Origin of the sequence: Comamonas sp. AG1104 (assembly GCF_003350425.1) — a bacterium.
Lineage (GTDB): Bacteria > Pseudomonadota > Gammaproteobacteria > Burkholderiales > Burkholderiaceae_C > Comamonas > Comamonas testosteroni.
Genome location: NZ_QQAS01000005.1, coordinates 174,485 through 190,758 on the forward strand (window position 1 = coordinate 174,485; position 16,274 = coordinate 190,758).

General features: G+C 63.3%; 14 protein-coding genes. 3 read left to right on the plus strand and 11 right to left on the minus strand.

Going from position 1 to position 16,274, the window contains the following annotated elements:
* Positions 1–94: 94 nt before the first annotated feature.
* Together iscR and uvrB are read right to left on the minus strand one after the other, a co-directional pair.
* Positions 95–631, minus strand: a complete 537-nt coding sequence (iscR, locus tag DFO48_RS15375) for a Fe-S cluster assembly transcriptional regulator IscR (RefSeq protein ID WP_003054211.1) — start codon at positions 629–631, stop codon at positions 95–97.
* 228 nt (positions 632–859) lie between these two features.
* Positions 860–2,926 (minus strand): excinuclease ABC subunit UvrB, encoded by a 2,067-nt coding sequence (gene uvrB / locus DFO48_RS15380; RefSeq protein WP_003075893.1) that lies wholly within the window; start codon positions 2,924–2,926, stop codon positions 860–862.
* A 175-nt stretch (positions 2,927–3,101) separates the two neighbouring features.
* Between uvrB and DFO48_RS15385 the strand changes: the two genes are divergently transcribed.
* Complete coding sequence (locus DFO48_RS15385) at positions 3,102–4,298, plus strand: amino acid aminotransferase (protein ID WP_114863971.1); 1,197 nt, start codon at positions 3,102–3,104, stop codon at positions 4,296–4,298.
* Positions 4,299–4,500: 202 nt separating this feature from the next.
* Here the strand turns inward: DFO48_RS15385 and ygiD are convergent, their stop codons facing one another.
* Positions 4,501–5,427 (minus strand): 4,5-DOPA dioxygenase extradiol, encoded by a 927-nt coding sequence (gene ygiD, locus DFO48_RS15390; protein ID WP_114863972.1) that lies wholly within the window; start codon positions 5,425–5,427, stop codon positions 4,501–4,503.
* 287 nt (positions 5,428–5,714) lie between these two features.
* Between ygiD and DFO48_RS15395 the strand changes: the two genes are divergently transcribed.
* A complete protein-coding gene (locus DFO48_RS15395) occupies positions 5,715–6,608 on the plus strand; it encodes a CaiB/BaiF CoA-transferase family protein (protein WP_114863973.1) in 894 nt (297 codons plus the stop codon).
* A 170-nt stretch (positions 6,609–6,778) separates the two neighbouring features.
* Here DFO48_RS15395 and DFO48_RS15400 read toward each other — a convergent pair whose 3' ends face one another.
* The 4 genes from DFO48_RS15400 to DFO48_RS15415 all read right to left on the minus strand — a co-directional run bounded on the left by DFO48_RS15400 (position 6,779) and on the right by DFO48_RS15415 (position 11,491).
* A complete protein-coding gene (locus DFO48_RS15400) occupies positions 6,779–7,801 on the minus strand; it encodes an aldo/keto reductase (protein WP_114863974.1) in 1,023 nt (340 codons plus the stop codon).
* Positions 7,802–8,061: 260 nt separating this feature from the next.
* The gene (locus DFO48_RS15405) at positions 8,062–9,018 is read right to left on the minus strand and encodes a 3-hydroxyacyl-CoA dehydrogenase (protein WP_114863975.1); all 957 of its coding nucleotides are present in this window, start codon (positions 9,016–9,018) and stop codon (positions 8,062–8,064) included.
* 11 nt (positions 9,019–9,029) lie between these two features.
* Positions 9,030–9,977, minus strand: a complete 948-nt coding sequence (locus DFO48_RS15410; RefSeq protein WP_114863976.1) for an alpha/beta hydrolase — start codon at positions 9,975–9,977, stop codon at positions 9,030–9,032.
* Positions 9,978–10,030: 53 nt separating this feature from the next.
* The gene (locus DFO48_RS15415) at positions 10,031–11,491 is read right to left on the minus strand and encodes an NAD(P)/FAD-dependent oxidoreductase (protein WP_114863977.1); all 1,461 of its coding nucleotides are present in this window, start codon (positions 11,489–11,491) and stop codon (positions 10,031–10,033) included.
* A 200-nt stretch (positions 11,492–11,691) separates the two neighbouring features.
* Between DFO48_RS15415 and DFO48_RS15420 the strand changes: the two genes are divergently transcribed.
* Positions 11,692–12,729, plus strand: a complete 1,038-nt coding sequence (locus tag DFO48_RS15420; protein ID WP_114863978.1) for an AraC family transcriptional regulator — start codon at positions 11,692–11,694, stop codon at positions 12,727–12,729.
* A gap of 153 nt (positions 12,730–12,882) precedes the next feature.
* Here DFO48_RS15420 and DFO48_RS15425 read toward each other — a convergent pair whose 3' ends face one another.
* The 4 genes from DFO48_RS15425 to DFO48_RS15440 all read right to left on the minus strand — a co-directional run bounded on the left by DFO48_RS15425 (position 12,883) and on the right by DFO48_RS15440 (position 16,253).
* Entirely contained in the window at positions 12,883–13,842 is a 960-nt protein-coding gene (locus DFO48_RS15425) for a Gfo/Idh/MocA family oxidoreductase (protein ID WP_114863979.1), read from the minus strand.
* Positions 13,843–13,930: 88 nt separating this feature from the next.
* Entirely contained in the window at positions 13,931–14,800 is an 870-nt protein-coding gene (locus DFO48_RS15430) for a class III extradiol dioxygenase subunit beta (RefSeq protein WP_003075873.1), read from the minus strand.
* A gap of 3 nt (positions 14,801–14,803) precedes the next feature.
* Complete coding sequence (gene ligA, locus DFO48_RS15435; protein ID WP_114863980.1) at positions 14,804–15,253, minus strand: protocatechuate 4,5-dioxygenase subunit alpha; 450 nt, start codon at positions 15,251–15,253, stop codon at positions 14,804–14,806.
* A gap of 82 nt (positions 15,254–15,335) precedes the next feature.
* On the minus strand, positions 15,336–16,253 hold the full coding sequence (locus tag DFO48_RS15440; RefSeq protein WP_114863981.1) for an amidohydrolase family protein: 918 nt from the start codon (positions 16,251–16,253) through the stop codon (positions 15,336–15,338).
* Between the last annotated feature and the right edge of the window lie 21 nt (positions 16,254–16,274).

Below are 16,274 nucleotides of genomic sequence, written 5' to 3' on the forward strand. Positions count from 1 at the left end.
CCGCACAGCCATGCATGCATCCAGGCCCTGACTATCGGAGTCGGGCTTCATGCCGATCTGGTTGCCGCCCAAGCGCTGCTCGAGCGGACCCGGATCAGGATTTTGCGAAGGCGTTACCCAGGGCGAACACCGAGTTCGGTGCGTTCACACGGATGGGCTTGACCACGGGTGCTGTGGAGATGGCGCGGCGCACCACGGGCTTGTCCTCGATCTGGATGCCCTTGGCCAGTTGCTCGTCCACCAGCTTTTGCAAAGTGACGGAGTCCAGGAATTCCACCATGCGCTGATTCAGTGCAGCCCACAGCTCATGGGTCATGCAGCGGCCGGCTTCGCCCAGACAGTTTTCCTTGCCACCGCACTGGGTCGCATCAATGGGTTCATCCACCGAGACGATGATGTCGGCCACGGTGATGTCTGTTGCCTTACGGGCCAGGGTGTAGCCGCCGCCGGGGCCACGGGTGGATTCCACCAGTTCGTGGCGACGCAGCTTGCCAAACAACTGTTCCAGATAGGACAGCGAAATCTGCTGACGCTGGCTGATGGCAGCCAGGGTCACAGGGCCATTGTTCTGGCGCAGTGCCAGGTCGATCATCGCGGTGACCGCAAAGCGGCCTTTGGTCGTAAGACGCATACGAGCTCCTTCAGTCAGGATTGTTCGTTACAGAAACGCACGCCTGGTCACAGTACCTAGACGAGCACAGTCTCCGCCCTTACTCCGTCCTGTGATTAGGTTCAGAGCCCTTCTGTGAGGGAAGTTTGTTGTTGAGTGTTTGACGTGAGTATATCACATTCCCCATCAATTTTGTCGGGTAACAGCGTGCACTCACGTAATAACCCTGAGGAATGCGAAGAAATATTCCTACGGCGCCGCACCGAACAATTGCTGCTTGAGCAGCGAGAGCTGGTCCCGCACACGCGCTGCCTGTTCGAATTCCAGGTTCCTGGCGTGCTCGAGCATTTGCTTCTCCAGACGCTTGATCTCCTTGGCGATGTCTTTCTCCGACATATCCTCGACACGTGCCTGCTGTAGGGCCTGCTCCTGCAGACGTTCGGCCTCTTTGCCGCTCTTTTCGCTGTAGACACCATCAATCAGGTCTTTCACCCTCTTGACAATCTGCTTGGGCACGATTCCGTTGGCTTCATTGAAAGCCATCTGTTTTTCGCGGCGTCTTTCGGTTTCGCCGATGGCCTTCTTCATGGACTCGGTTATGCGATCCGCGTACAGAATCGCCTTGCCGTTGACGTTGCGCGCCGCGCGACCGATGGTCTGGATCAGGCTGCGCTCGGCACGCAGAAAACCTTCCTTGTCGGCGTCCAGAATCGCCACCAGCGAGACCTCAGGAATATCCAGGCCTTCGCGCAGCAGGTTGATGCCGACCAGTACATCGAAGGCACCGAGACGCAGGTCACGGATGATTTCCACACGCTCCACCGTGTCCACGTCGGAGTGCAGATAGCGCACCTTCACGCCGTTGTCGGTCAGGTATTCGGTCAGTTGCTCGGCCATGCGCTTGGTCAGCGTGGTGATGAGCACGCGCTCCTCCAGCTCCACGCGCTGGCGGATCTCCTGCAGCACATCGTCGACCTGGTGAATGGCCGGCCGCACTTCGATCTCGGGGTCGACCAGGCCGGTGGGACGCACCACCTGCTCCACCACCTGCCCCGCATGGGTCTTTTCGTATTCGGCGGGCGTGGCCGAGACGAAGACCACCTGGCGCATGCGCTGCTCGAACTCCTCGAACTTGAGCGGACGATTGTCCAGCGCCGACGGCAGGCGAAAGCCATATTCCACCAGCGTGGTCTTGCGCGCCCGGTCGCCGTTGTACATGGCGTTGAGCTGGCCGATCATCTGATGGCTCTCGTCAAGGAACATGATGGAGTCGCGCGGCAGATAGTCGGTCAGCGTGCTGGGCGGATCGCCGGGCTGGGAGGCCGAGAGATGGCGGGTGTAGTTCTCGATACCCTTGCAGTGCCCCACTTCGCTGAGCATTTCCAGATCGAAACGCGTGCGCTGCTCCAGCCGCTGCGCCTCGACCAGCTTGCCCATGCCCACCAGCTGCTTGAGGCGCTCGGCCAGCTCTTCCTTGATGGTCTCCACGGCCGCCAGCACCTTGTCGCGCGGCGTCACATAGTGGCTGCTGGGATAGATGGTGAAGCGCGGAATGTTCTGGCGCACCCGGCCCGTGAGCGGATCGAACAGTTGCAGGGTCTCCACCTCGTCGTCGAACAGCTCGATGCGCACGGCCAGCTCCGAATGCTCGGCCGGGAACACGTCGATGGTGTCGCCGCGTACGCGGAAAGTGCCGCGCGAGAAATCCTGGTCGTTGCGCTGGTACTGCATGCGGATCAGCTGCGCGATCGCGTCGCGCTGGTTGAGCGTGTCGCCCGCGCGCAGCGTCATGATCATGCGGTGGTAGCTCTCGGGCTCGCCGATGCCGTAGATGGCCGAGACGGTGGCCACGATCACCACATCACGGCGCTCCATGATGCTCTTGGTGCAGGACAGGCGCATCTGCTCGATGTGCTCGTTGATGGCGCTGTCCTTTTCGATGAACAGGTCGCGCTGGGGCACATAGGCTTCTGGCTGGTAGTAGTCGTAGTAGCTGACGAAGTACTCGACCGCGTTTTTCGGGAAAAACTCCCTGAACTCCGAGTACAACTGTGCGGCCAGGGTCTTGTTGGGCGCAAACACGATGGCCGGCTTGCCCAGACGCGCGATCACGTTGGCCATGGTGAAGGTCTTGCCCGAGCCAGTCACACCCAGCAGCGTCTGGAAGGACTCGCCGTCATTGACGCCTTCGACCAGTTTTTCGATGGCCGCAGGCTGATCGCCCGCCGGTGGATAGGGCTGGAACAGCTCGAACGGCGAGTCCGGGTATTGCACGAAACGGCCTTGCGGCTCGGCATTCATATTTTGTTCTTGCATGATCTCATGTCCATGACGCATAGGGTAAGCGCGGAGTAGAATGGCAGCCCAACCCTCAAGCCTAACCTAGGCTGATGCGTTTTTTCGAGCACCAGGCAATGCCCTGCCCGTCTAACGCGCTCGGAGCAGTAGCTGGGGGTGACCTGACTTATTTCCATCCCTCAAGGATTTTTTCATGTCTCTGTTTACCGCCGTCGAAATGGCCCCCCGCGACCCCATCCTGGGTCTGAACGAGCAATTCAACGCTGACTCCAACCCCAACAAAGTGAACCTGGGCGTGGGCGTGTACTTCGACGACAACGGCAAGCTGCCCCTGCTGGAGTGCGTGCAGGCCGCCGAGAAGGCCATGATGGAAAAGCCTACCGCCCGCGGCTATCTGCCCATCGACGGTATCGCCGCCTATGACAACGGCGTCAAGGCCCTGGTGTTCGGAGCCGAGTCCGACGTGGTCAAGTCCGGCCGCGTGGCCACCGTGCAGGCCATCGGCGGCACCGGCGGCCTGAAGATCGGCGCCGACTTCCTCAAGAAGCTCAACCCCAACGCCAAGGTCCTGATCTCCAACCCCAGCTGGGAAAACCACAAGGCCATCTTCACCAACGCTGGTTTTGAAGTCGGCACCTATGCTTACTACGATGCAGCGACCCGCTCCATCGACTTCGCCGGCATGCTGGCCGACCTGAACGCTGCCGCTGCCGGCACCGTGGTCGTGCTGCACGCCTGCTGCCACAACCCCACCGGCTACGACATCACTGCCGCTCAGTGGGATGACGTGATTGCCGTCGTCAAGGCCAAGGGCCTGGTCGCCTTCCTGGACATGGCCTACCAGGGCTTTGGCCACGGCATCGCCGAAGACGGCGCCGTGATCGGCAAGTTCGTGGCCGCCGGCCTGAACATCTTCGTGTCGACTTCCTTCTCCAAGAGCTTCAGCCTGTACGGCGAGCGCGTGGGCGCCCTGTCCGTGGTGGCCTCCGACAAGGACGAAGCCGCTCGCGTGCTGTCGCAGCTGAAGATCGTCATCCGCACCAACTACTCCAACCCTCCCACCCATGGCGGCGCCGTCGTGGCAGCCGTGCTGAACAACCCCGAGCTGCACGCTCTGTGGGAAAAGGAACTGGGCGAGATGCGCGTGCGCATCAAGGCCATGCGCCAGAAGCTGGTCGACGGTCTGAAGGCTGCCGGCGTGACCCAGGATATGTCCTTCATCACCACCCAGATCGGCATGTTCTCGTACTCCGGCCTGTCCAAGGACCAGATGGTGCGCCTGCGCTCCGAGTTCGGCGTGTACGGCACCGACACCGGCCGCATGTGCGTGGCTGCGCTGAACAGCAAGAACATCGACTATGTCTGCAAGGCCATCGCCGCCGTGATCTAAGCGCGCGATTCAGGGCCTGGTCCCTGAAAGCAAAAGAGCAACGGACTTTTAATCCGTTGCTCTTTTTTTATGGCTGCTTCGGTGCCTGCTTCAGGGTCCGTTCAATATTTGATAGCTGCTAGCGCTTTACCCATATCGTTTTCAAAAAGAAAAGCATCTGAAAACGTTGTACATCAAACGCAGCAAGCTATCAAAATCTTTATCAGGTGCTCAATCCCCAAATGGCCGAGCGCATGGACAGCGCCGCATACTGGTAGGCCGTGTTGAATACGCGCGGCGCTTCGCCCTCCTGCACGGCACCTGCCGCATACAGCAGAGGCAGATAGTGGTCGTGGGTGGGATGGGCCAGACGGGCCTGCGGACCCCAGTCCAGGAAGGTGCTCAGATCCGCCAGATTGCCGCTGTCCAGGCGCTGCTGCACTTCGGTGTCGAACTGGATCGTCCAGTCATAGGCCTGGTTGTCGCTGGCACCGCGCTGCATGGCGCGCAGGTTGTGCACGACATTGCCGCTGCCCACGATCAGCACGCCGCGCTCGCGCAGCGCACGCAGCTGGCGGCCCATCTCGAAATGCTTTTCGGGCGCCAGCCCATAGGGCATGCTCAGCTGCATGACGGGAATGCTGGCCTCGGGGAACATGGGCAGCAGCACCGACCAGGTTCCGTGGTCAAAACCCCATTTCTGGTCCACCAGCAGGGCTGACCCGTCCAGCGGCGAATGCAGCTCGGCCGCCAGCTGTCTGGCCACCTCGGGCGCACCGGGCGCCGGATATTGCTGATCGAACAGCTCTTGCGGAAAGCCGCCGAAGTCATGAATCGTGCGCGGCTGGGCCATGCCGGTCAGCGCCCAGTCGGACTCGGTCAGCCAGTGGGCCGAGACGCAGAGAATCAGCTGCGGCGCAATGCCTTTGGCCGTCAGCTCCTGGCCCAGCGCCTTCCAGCTCTGGCGCCAGTGCGTGTCCTCGATCACATTCATGGGGCTGCCGTGGCCGAGAAACATCACCGGCATGCGCGGCGAAGGCTTGAGCTGCTGCAGCAGCTGCTCGGGCAACAGGGAAGAAGAAGTGGAGTTCATGGAAAAAGCCTTCCAGCCCCCGCCGGCGGCCAGCACGGAGGCTGCGCCCAGGGACAAAAGCGTACGTCTACGCATCTCGGTCAATCGAACACGCCCCCCAGGGGCATTTTTTGCAGATAGCGCAAGCTTGCCACAGCGCAACAGCGCCTGAAAGCATCGCCAGCGCAACAGACTGTCCTGAAAGTGCCAGGGTCAGGGCCCGGCTTGCACTACAACAGCAGTTGCACAAGCAGTTGAACAAGCACGACTCACGTCAAACATGCTCAGGCAAGGGCTTCGCCTCAAGGAAACCATCCTGATGCCACCCTGGCTTGCACAAGTCCAGACAAGGAATACGCCCACTCATGCCCAGCACCGCCATTCAGCCCCTGCAAGGAATTCGCATACTCAGCCTGGCTCTGAACCTGCCCGGCCCCGCCGCCCTGTGGCGCTGCGCCAGCATGGGAGCCGATTGCCGCAAGCTCGAGCCTCTGGCCCCTGGCTCAGGCCGCAGCGCCGACCCCATGGGCCTCTACTGCCCCGATGCCTACGCGCAGATGCATGACAAGGTGCAAACCCTGCAGGCCGATCTCAAGACCGCCGAAGGCCAGGCCAGTCTGCATGAGCAACTGGCGCAAACCGATGTGCTGCTGACCTCGTTCCGTCCCTCGGCCCTGAGCAAGCTGGGCCTGGGCTGGGAAGCCCTGCAGCAGCGCTACCCCAGGCTGTCGCTGGTGCGCGTGGTCGGCAGCGCGGGCGAGCTGGCCGATGTCCCCGGCCACGACCTCACCTATCAGGCCGAAGCGGGCCTCGTGCACAGCACCGCCCTGCCCCCCAGCCTGTTTGCCGATATGGCAGGGGCGCTGATGGCCAGCGAGGCCGTGCTTCAGGCCGTGCTGGTCAGCAACCGCAGCGGGCGCGGCATAGTGCGCGAGGTCGGCCTGGCCCAGGCCGCGCAATGGCTGGCCCTGCCCTGGCACTGGGGCCTGACCCAGCCCACGGGCGATGTCGGCGGCGCCCATGCGGGCTACCGCATCTATCCCTGCGCCGACGGCATCGTGGCCGTGGCCGCGCTGGAGCCTCACTTTGCACAGCGCCTGTGCGAAGCGGCAGACCTGGTGTTCAGCCATCCCACCGATATGCGCAAGCCAGAGATCCATCAGGGCGTGGCCCGGTTTCTGGCCGCACGCAGCTGCGCTGAGCTGATGCAGCTGGCCCAGGACAGGGACATTCCACTGCACGCCCTGCCCCAAACCTGAAGCAAACCAGAACCTGTTTACGCTCCCCTCCGCGCTAGGGCCTTCGCGGGATGGGATGCTAGGGGGCGGCCCCCGCGCGATACCGCAGCAATAGTGGTGCTATTGCGAGGATTCGCGCGGCCGGCGAGGCAACGCCGCAGACCGCCCCTGACCGGGCGTCCGCAAAGGCACTAGCCTGGGCGCTTTTCAAACGCGTATTTCTCGGTATCGACCTCGCCCTGGCCTTGCAGCGCATAGCGGTCGCCGGCAATGGCTTCAGGCTTGAAGATGTCGTCGAGCTCGGCCAGCAGCTCGGCGTCGAGATGGACGCGGCCACCGCGAATGTCTTCGTGAAGATGCTCCACGCTGGTGGTGCCGGGCAAGGCAATCACATGCTCGCCCTGGTGCAGCACCCAGGCGATGGCTAGCTCGGCCAGCGTGCAGCCGGCCTTTTCCGCCACGGCCTGCATGGGCGCCAGCAGGCGCAGATTCTGCGCATAGGCCTCGCCTGCAAAGCGCGGCATGGTGGCGCGGATATCGCCCTTGACCAGGTTGTCCACCTGCTGCAGCTTGCCGCTGAAGAAGGCGCGGCCCATGGGGCTGAAGGCCACATAGGCAATGCCCAGCTCCTTGCAGGCGGCGAGCGTGCCCAGCTCTGCATTGCGCGACCACAGCGAATATTCGCTTTGCAGCGCGGCAATCGGGTGCTCCTTGTGCGCGCGGCGCAGCGCATCGGCCCCCACTTCCGACAGGCCCAGGGCGCGAACCTTGCCCTCTTCCTTCAGGCGCGCCATCTCGCCCACCGACTCCTCGATGGGCACGCTCTTATCCCAGCGATGCAGATAGTAGAGATCGATCACATCGGTGCCCAGACGCTTGAGACTGTCTTCGCAGTTCTGGCGCAGGGTTTTGGGACGACCGTCGATGACACGGCGCATCACGCCGTCTTCGCCGCGCACGCCGGCCATGCCGCATTTGCTGGCCAGGGTGATGTGGTTGCGATGGGGCTTGAGCACAGGGCCGATCAGCGATTCGCTGGCGCCAAAGCCATAGAGTGCGGCGGTGTCGAACAGCGTCACGCCCGCATCCAGAGCCGCATGCAGCACGGCGTGCGACTGCTCGGTAGAGACGGGGTTGCCGTAGGCATGGCAGAAGTTCATGCAGCCCAGCGCGACATTGGCGACGCTGAATGGGCCGATTTTGCGGTTTTCCATTAACTTTCCTTAAGCATCCAAAGGCCTTCAACCGAACCAAGTGAGGGCGCAGGCCGCTATACAAGCTGGAGCAATATTATTCCAGCAGCCGCATTCCGGTTCGTCGATGGCCGATGCCAAGCCAAAATAATGTCCGCATCAAAATCTGTGCTCGCCAGGTGCCTGCCCGGCACCGACTCACTGCCGCAACAGGCACAGACACAGGCACAGGCGCACGGGCAGGGCCGCATGCGCCGTCGCCGTCTAGGTGCACCAAGGGCTCAGGCTTCTGAAGTACAGCGGTCGACGATGTCGGATAGCTGCGACAGTGCCGGCACCGCCAGAAAGTCCGCTGCTGCATAAGCCGGATTCGGGTAGTCGTAATAGCCCTTGCCCGCCAGCACGCCGGTGCGCCCCTTGTCCATCAAATTGGTCTTGACGTATTCGGCATTGGCCAGCTGCTGCGCATCGCCCTGCAGCCGGCCCCAGTAGGAGGACACGTCGTAGCAAGTCTTCATGCCGACGATATCCATCATGCCGAACGGCCCCATGCGGGCACCGCGGTTGGCAATCAGGAAAGTGCGGTCCACATCCTCGGGCGTGGCGATGCCGTTGGTCACCAGCGTCTGGGCCGCCTTGAGCAGTGCGGGGAACCAGGTGTTGATGACATAACCGTTGTGCTCCACGGCGATGGGAATCGGCACCATGCCGGTCTCGAGGCCGAAGCGGGTGACGGTCTCCAGCGTGGCCCGGGCCGTCGCCGCGTGCGGCATGATTTCCACGACATTGGCCGACCAGATGTAGTTGGCGTAGTGCAGCGCGCAGAACTTTTCGGGCCGGCCCGTGGCCGCCGCGAAATCGCTGGGCAAAAAGGTGGACGAATTGGTGGCGACCACGGTGTGCTCCTGCAGCAGCGGGGCCATCTGCTGGTAGACACCGGTCTTGACATCCGGGATCTCCGGCACGGCCTCGATGACCAGATCGGCCTTGGCCACGGCCCGGGCCATGTCCGTGCCAAAGCTCAGGCGCTGGCGCGTGGCCTCGATGTCGGCTTCGCTGGCACCGAGTTCTGCCAGATAGATGGCTGCGTAGTGCGCCTGTGCGGCGCGGCAGCGCTCCAGTGCATCTTCCGAGATGTCGTAGACGGCAACGGTTTTGCCCTTGAATGCGCTGTGCCAGGCAATCTGACCGCCCAGCACGCCCGAACCGAGGACGGTGAGGTGATTCACATGGGTCATCGCGGGCCTCCTCAGTGAGCTCTTGTATCGAGCAGCGCGGCAAAGCGCTCGATGCTGTGCGTGATGACAGCCTGCGCGCCGGGCGACCAGCGGCCCATGTCGAAGAAGCCGTGGATCATGCCGGCACCTTCAATCAGCTCGGCCTGCCCGCCCGCAGCACGTAGTGCCTTGGCATAGGCCACGCCCTGATCACGCAGCGGATCGAACTCGGCATTCACGATCACGGCGGGTGGCAGGTTCGTCAGACTCCTGGCCTGCAGCGGCGCCAGGCGCGGATCCAGCGCATCGGGGCAGGTGCCGGCGTAATGGTTGTAGAACCAGGCCATGGTCTCGGCTTCCAGGAAATAGCCCTTGGCGTTCTCCTCGGCGCTGGCGTACTGGGCGGCGGCATGGTCTACCGCGGGGTAGATGAGGAATTGCGCAGCCAGGGCAATGCCCGCATCGCGCAGCTGCTGCGTCACCACGGCGCAGAAGTTGCCGCCAGCGCTGTCGCCGGCCACGGCCACGGTGGCGCTGCCCCCCAGCTCATGCGCATTGGCGACCACCCATTTGGCGGCAGCCACGGCGTCCTCTATGCCTGCGGGGAAAGGATGCTCGGGGGCAAGCCGATAGTCCACCGACACCACCACGGCCCGCGCGCCACGGCAGATCTCGCGGCACATATTGTCATGCGTGTCCAGGTTGCCGATAACGTAGCCTCCGCCGTGGAAATAAGCCACGGTGGGAAAAGGCCCAGCGCCTTCGGGCCGATAGATGCGCGCGGCCACAGGGCCCGCGCCGCCGGGCACGGTGATGTCCTGAACACTGGCCACAGGCACGATCTGCTGCGGTGTGAGCGAGCCACGGGTCAGCGCCAGATAGCCGGCACGGCCTTCTTCGGGCGTGCCGTCTGCGGTGGCTTTCCTGTTGGCAGCGGCCAGTTGCTGCAGGACGCCGGCCAGATGGGGATCGAGAGCCATAGGTGAAGTCTCCTGTCGTTATAAAGAGTGAGGGAACGGATACGGGGGCGGACCTAGTGATAGGCCAAGGCATCGTCCTGCAGCGATGCGGAGGACAGAACCACGCGCTCTTCTGCGTACTCCAGGTCGTGCCTCCAGGGCTGGCGGTCGCCCTGGCCGAACATGGCATCTTGCGCACGCAGCACATAGCCGGCGTTGAAGTTGTCGGCCTCTATCCATGACAGGCGCTGCATGCCGGCATCGGCTGCAGCCACGGTGGGCCGCACCTCGGCATGGCCTTGCTCGTGCATATGGGCAAGCAGGCGGCACACCCAGTCGCACACCAGGTCGCAGCGCAGCGTCCAGCTGGAGCGGAAGTAGCCCTGGGTGTAGGCCATATTGGGCACGCCCTCGATCATCACGCCCCGGTAGGAGATGCGCTCGCGAAAATCCACCGGCGCGCCATCCACGCTGAACGCAATGCCGCCGAACAGCTTGAGATTGAAGCCCGTGGCAGTAACGATGATGTCGGCGTCCAGATGCCCGCCGCCAGTCAGCTGGATGCCGCTGGCGTCGAAGTTCTCTATGGTGTCCGTCACCACCGAGGCCTTGCCCTCTCGCATGGCCTGGAAGAAGTCGCCGTTGGGCACCACGGCAATGCGCTGCTGCCAGGGGCGGTAGCCGGGGTTGAAGTGCCTGTCGATGTCAAAGCCCTCGGGCAGGTGCGACCGGATCTCGCCAAGCAGGAAGGCGCGCATCGCTTCGGGGTGTTGCCTGGAGGTCTGCACGATCTCGTCGGTGCGCGCGATGAAGGCGCGGCGCATGATCTCGTGGTACCAGTCCTCGGGCAGGTTCAAAGGCTTGAGCAGCGGCACCAGCGGATGCTCGGACGCGGGCAGGAAAAAGGTGGGCGAGCGCTGCAGCATGGTCACATGGCCCGCATCCGGCGCCAGGCTGGGGATCAGCGTGGCCGCCGTGGCGCCCGAGCCTATGACCACGATGCGCTTGCCCGCGTAATCCAGGTCCTGCGGCCAGTGCTGCGGGTGAATGACCTGGCCCTTGAAGTCCTTGAGCGTCGGCCACTCGGGCGTATAGCCCTGGCCGTGGTCGTAGTAGCCGGCGCAGACCCAGAGGAAGCCGGTGGTGAAGGTCTGCACCTCGTCCGAGCCGCTGTGGGTGACTTCCAGCGTCCAGAGCCTTTCCTCGGAGGACCAGCGGGCCGATTGCACCTTATGGCCGTAGCGGATCAGCGGGGCCAGATCGTTCTCCTCAATGGTCTCGGCCAGGTAGTGGCGAATCTCATCGGCCGTGGCGATGGCATTGCCTGTCCAGGGCTTGAAGCCATAGCCATAGGTGAACAGGTCGCTGTCCGAGCGCGCACCCGGGTAACGGTGCGTCCACCAGGTGCCGCCGAAGCCGTCCATGGCTTCGAGGATGGCCAGGCTGCGGTCCGCGAACTGCTCGCGCAGATGACGGGCCGCACCAATGCCGGAAATACCGGCGCCGATGATGAGAGAGTCGAAATGCTGTGCCATACCGGGTGTCTCCTGCTTATCTGCTGGGGCGTGAGCCGACAGGAATGAGCAGGGATCACAGCCTTGAGGTGAAGCTCCAGCCTGGGCCCGACTTGCGTCAATCGTGTCTGTCACGCAGCCATGCTAGGTCTAGCCCTCTGGCAAAACTTGTGTTTGCGCGACAGGATTTTGATGTTGAACGACATGCAGTACATACCCCGATGCCTGCCAAACACGCTGATTCCGCCGTCATGACCAGTGTCCGCGCTGCCTCGCTCGCGGGCTTTGAAGACCTGGTGCGCGCACAGGGCGGCGACCCCGCCGCCATCCTGCGCGCCTGCGGCCTGGTGCCGGAAGATCTGGCCGACCCCGAGCGCTACCTGCCCAGCCACGCCGTGGCCCTGGTCATAGAGGAAGCCGCCTGCGTGCTGGGCGTGCACGATTTCGGGCTGCGCCTGTGCGCGCAGCAAGGTGTCGAAACCCTGGGCCTGCTGGGGCTGGTCATACAGTCCGCGCCCACCGTGCGCGAGGGCATGATGCAGGGTGGAAAGTACGTCCACTTCCACAACCCCACCCTGAGCTACAGAACCTTCATGGCGCCTGACGAGGGGCTGGAATGCGTGGAAGTGCTGTCACGCCTGCCCTCCCACGCCCCCATGCCCCAGGGCACGGAAATCTGCGTGGCCTATATGTGCCGCCTGATCCATGTACTTTCCGAAGGCGCGCTGCGCCCCTCCGCCATCCATCTGCGCCATGCCCCCGTGGGCAGCAGCGCGCAATACCGACGGCACCTGGGCCAGTTGCCACGCTTTGGCTCCAGCTTTGACGGCATTGCCATTGACCCGCTGGCCTGGCGTCAGCCCATGCCTCGCCACAACCGGCTGCTGCAGCAGTTTGTCGAACGTTTCCTGTTGGGAGCCGCGCCAGGCAGGAATACCAGTGTGACGGACCAGGTGCGCAGCGCGCTGGCCAATCTGGTTCGCATGGGCATGGCCGACCTGCCCTCGGCGGCACGCGCCCTGAGCCAGCACCCGCGCACCCTGCAGCGGCGCCTGCAGGCGGAAGGCGCCGCCTTCGAAGAACTGCGCGATACCGCGCGCAAGACCTGGGCGGCCCAATTGCTGGCACAGCCCGAGCTGAGCCTGGGCCATATCGCGCAATTGCTGGGGTATTCAGACCAGGCCGTGCTCACCCGCGCGTGCCAGCGCTGGTTTGGCCAATCCCCCCGTCAGCTGCGCCATGGTTCTTGGGAGGCATAACCTCGGCATAGGGTATAGGGCCTGGATTCGGGCAGGCAAGAGCCTGATCACGATCTCCCGCGACAGAGACTTTGCGCAATGAAACAAGCCCCCGCAGCCACAGGCTGCGGGGGCTTTCGTGCGGAGAGGCGCCAGGCAATCAGTCCGCGCTGATCAATCCGCGCTCAGCTGCTGCTCCAGGTCGTGCAGAACCTTGTAGCAGTTGAACACCTGCTGCACGCTGGAGTTGGGTTCACGGCCTTCGCGGATGGCGGCGAAGAATTCGCGGTCCTGCAGCTCGATGCCGTTCATTGAGACATCGACCTGGGAGACATCGATCTTTTCGTCCTTGCCGGTGTACAGGTCGTCGTAGCGGGCCAGATAGGTGCCGGTATCGCCGATGTAGCGGAAGAAGGTGCCCAGAGGGCCATCGTTGTTGAACGACAGGCTCAGCGTGCAGATCGCGCCGTTGGCGGCCTTGAGCTGAATGCTCATGTCCATGGCGATGCCCAGATCCTTGTGGATGGGGCCTTGCACGGCGTTGGCCTTGACGATGGGGCTGCCGGCCTGGTAGGCGAACAGGTCCACGGTGTGGGCGGCATGGTGCCACAGCAGGTGGTCGGTCCAGCTGCGGGCCTGGCCCAGCGCATTCATATTGGTGCGGCGGAAGAAGTAGGTTTGCACATCCATCTGCTGGATGTTGAACTCGCCGGCCTCAATCTTCTTGTGCACCCACTGGTGGCTGGGGTTGAAGCGGCGGGTATGGCCCACCATGGCCACCAGACCGGTCTGCTTTTGCAGCTCGGCCACTTCCTGCGCATCCTTCAGGGCATCGGCCAGAGGAATCTCGACCTGCACATGCTTGCCGGCCTTCATGCAGGCAATGGCCTGCTCGGCGTGCATCTGCGTGGGCGTGCACAGGATCACGGCATCGACTTCGGGCAGCGCCAGGCTTTCGGCCAGATCGGTTGCCACATGCTTGATGCCGTATTTGTCGGCCACTTCCTTGGTCTGGTCAAAGCGGCGACCGACCAGGGAGACGACTTCCACGCCGTCGATGTTCTTGATGCCGTCCAGGTGCTTGATGCCGAAGGCACCCGCGCCAGCCAGCGCTACTTTGATGGTCTTGCTCATGATTTGGGTCTCCGTAGAGCCGCCTCAAGGAGGCGAAGCCCCCCACAGGGGGCAGTGAATACGCGAAGCAGCGAACGTGGTGAAACGTTCACTGATTCTCGAGGATCAGATGGCCCACCGCGGTGTTCGATGCGGGCACATGGTAGAAGCGGTGCGCCACCTTGGGCAGCGGTGCGGGGCCGTCCACATCGGACATGGCGCCGCGCGCAATCAGCCACATCACCAGCTCGATGCCTTCCGAGCCGGCTTCGCGCACATAGTCGATGTGCGGCATCTGGGCCAGTCCGTGCGGGTTCTCGATCAGCAGGTCCAGGAACTGGTTGTCCCATTCCTTGTTGATCAGGCCCGCGCGCGCGCCCTGCAGCTGGTGGCTCATGCCGCCCGTGCCCCAGATATGCACGTTGATGTCCTGGTCGTAGCTCTCCACGGCCTTGCGGATGGCGCGGCCCAGGTTGAAGCAGCGCTGGCCGGTGGGCACGGGGTACTGCACCACGTTCACAGCGAAGGGGATCACCGGGCAGGGCCAGGAGCCGGTCTTGGGGTCCTGCTCGCCGCACATCAGCGACAGCGGCACCGTGAGGCCGTGGTCCACGTCCATCTTGTTGACGATGGTCAGATCGAAGTCCTGCTGGATCACGGACTGGGCGATGTGGCTGGCCAGATCGGGATGGCCGACCACCTTGGGCACGGGACGCGGGCCCCAGCCTTCGTCGGCGGGCTGGAACTCGGCAGCCGTGCCGATGGCAAAGGTCGGGATGCAGTCCAGGCTGAAGGCCGTGGCGTGGTCGTTGTAGACCAGGAATACCACGTCGGGCTTGTTGTCCTTCATCCACTGGCGCGAGAAGTCATAGCCCTTGAACAGGGGCGCCCAGTAGGCTTCCTGGGTCTTGCCCATGTCCATGGCAGCGCCGATGGCAGGCACATGCGAGGTGAAAACGGATGCGGTGATGCGTGCCATGTCTTAGTTGCCTTCCTTGTTCTGGTTGCCTGCGCTGCCCTGGGGTTGATGGTGTGCCTGCGCATCACCGTCCTCGCCCACGTAGCGGTTGCCTTCGGCAGAGCGGCCGCCGCCCATCATCATGGCGCGGTACTCCTCTTCGGTCATGCCCGTCATGGAGCCGGCCATCTGCTGGAAGCTCTTGCCGTCGGTGGCACCGATCTTGGCCAGGAAGTAGATATTGCCGCCAGTGCGCATGCACCAGTTCAGGTCGCGCGCCAGCACGGCCTGCTTCTGTTCCTCGCTCATTGCCCACTCGTCGAGATAGGCACGCTCGTTGGCGCGGAAGCGCTCACGGTTCTCGGCCTTCATCAGGCTCATGCAGAACTGGTTGAGCCAGTAGCCCTTGCGGGACTGCTCGGCATCGAAAATGATGGTGCCGGGCACGTCCAGATACGGTTTTTCCAAAGCCATAAATTCTCCTCGTTTACGGATGGCGCAGCCCATGCGACAAGGCTGCGGCCTGTTTCCGGGTGTATGTGTCGCCGGAACTCCGTCAGACCTCTTCGGGCCAGTACAGACGCATGGGGTTGTCCACCAGCAGCTTTTGCTGCAGCTCTGCGGTGGGAGCAATATGGGGAATGAAGTCCACCAGCAGGCCGTCGTCGGGCATGTGGTCCTTCAGGTTGGGGTGCGGCCAGTCCGTGCCCCAGAGCACGCGATCGGGGAACTCCTCGACCACGCGGCGCGCGAACGGCACTACGTCCTGGTAGGCATTCTGCTCGCCATCCAGGGCCTTGGGGCCGGTGACGGACAGGCGCTCGGGGCAGGACACCTTGCTCCACACGTTCTGGTGCTCGCGCATGAACTTCAGGAACAGCGCGAACTCTTCGCTGTCCACGCCCTTGCTGACGTCGGGGCGACCCATGTGGTCGACCACCACGGTGGTGGGCAGCGCGGTGAAGAAGTCCCACAGCTCGGGCAGATCCACGGCTTCGAAATAGATCACCACATGCCAGCCCAGCTTGGCGATGCGGCCCGCGATCTCCATCAGCTCGTCCTTGGGCGTGAAGTCCACCAGGCGCTTGACGAAGTTGAAGCGCACGCCGCGCACGCCGGCGTCATGTAACTCCTGCAGCTCGGCATCGCTGATGGAGCGCTTGACCGTGGCCACGCCACGGGCCTTGCCGCCCGAGGACTTGCAGGCATCGACCATGGCGCGGTTGTCCGCACCGTGGCAGGTGGCCTGCACCACCACATTGCGTGCAAAACCCAGATGGTCGCGCAGTGCATACAGCTGGGCCTTGCTGGCGTCGCAGGGGGTGTACTTGCGCTCGGGGGCGAAGGGGAACTCGTTGCCGGGGCCGAACACGTGGCAGTGCGCATCCACAGCGCCGGCAGGCAGCTTGAACTGGGGCTTGCTGGGGTTGGCATACCAGTCCAGCCAGCCGGGGGTCTTTTCAAATTGGCTCATATCAATCCAGTCCTTATCTTG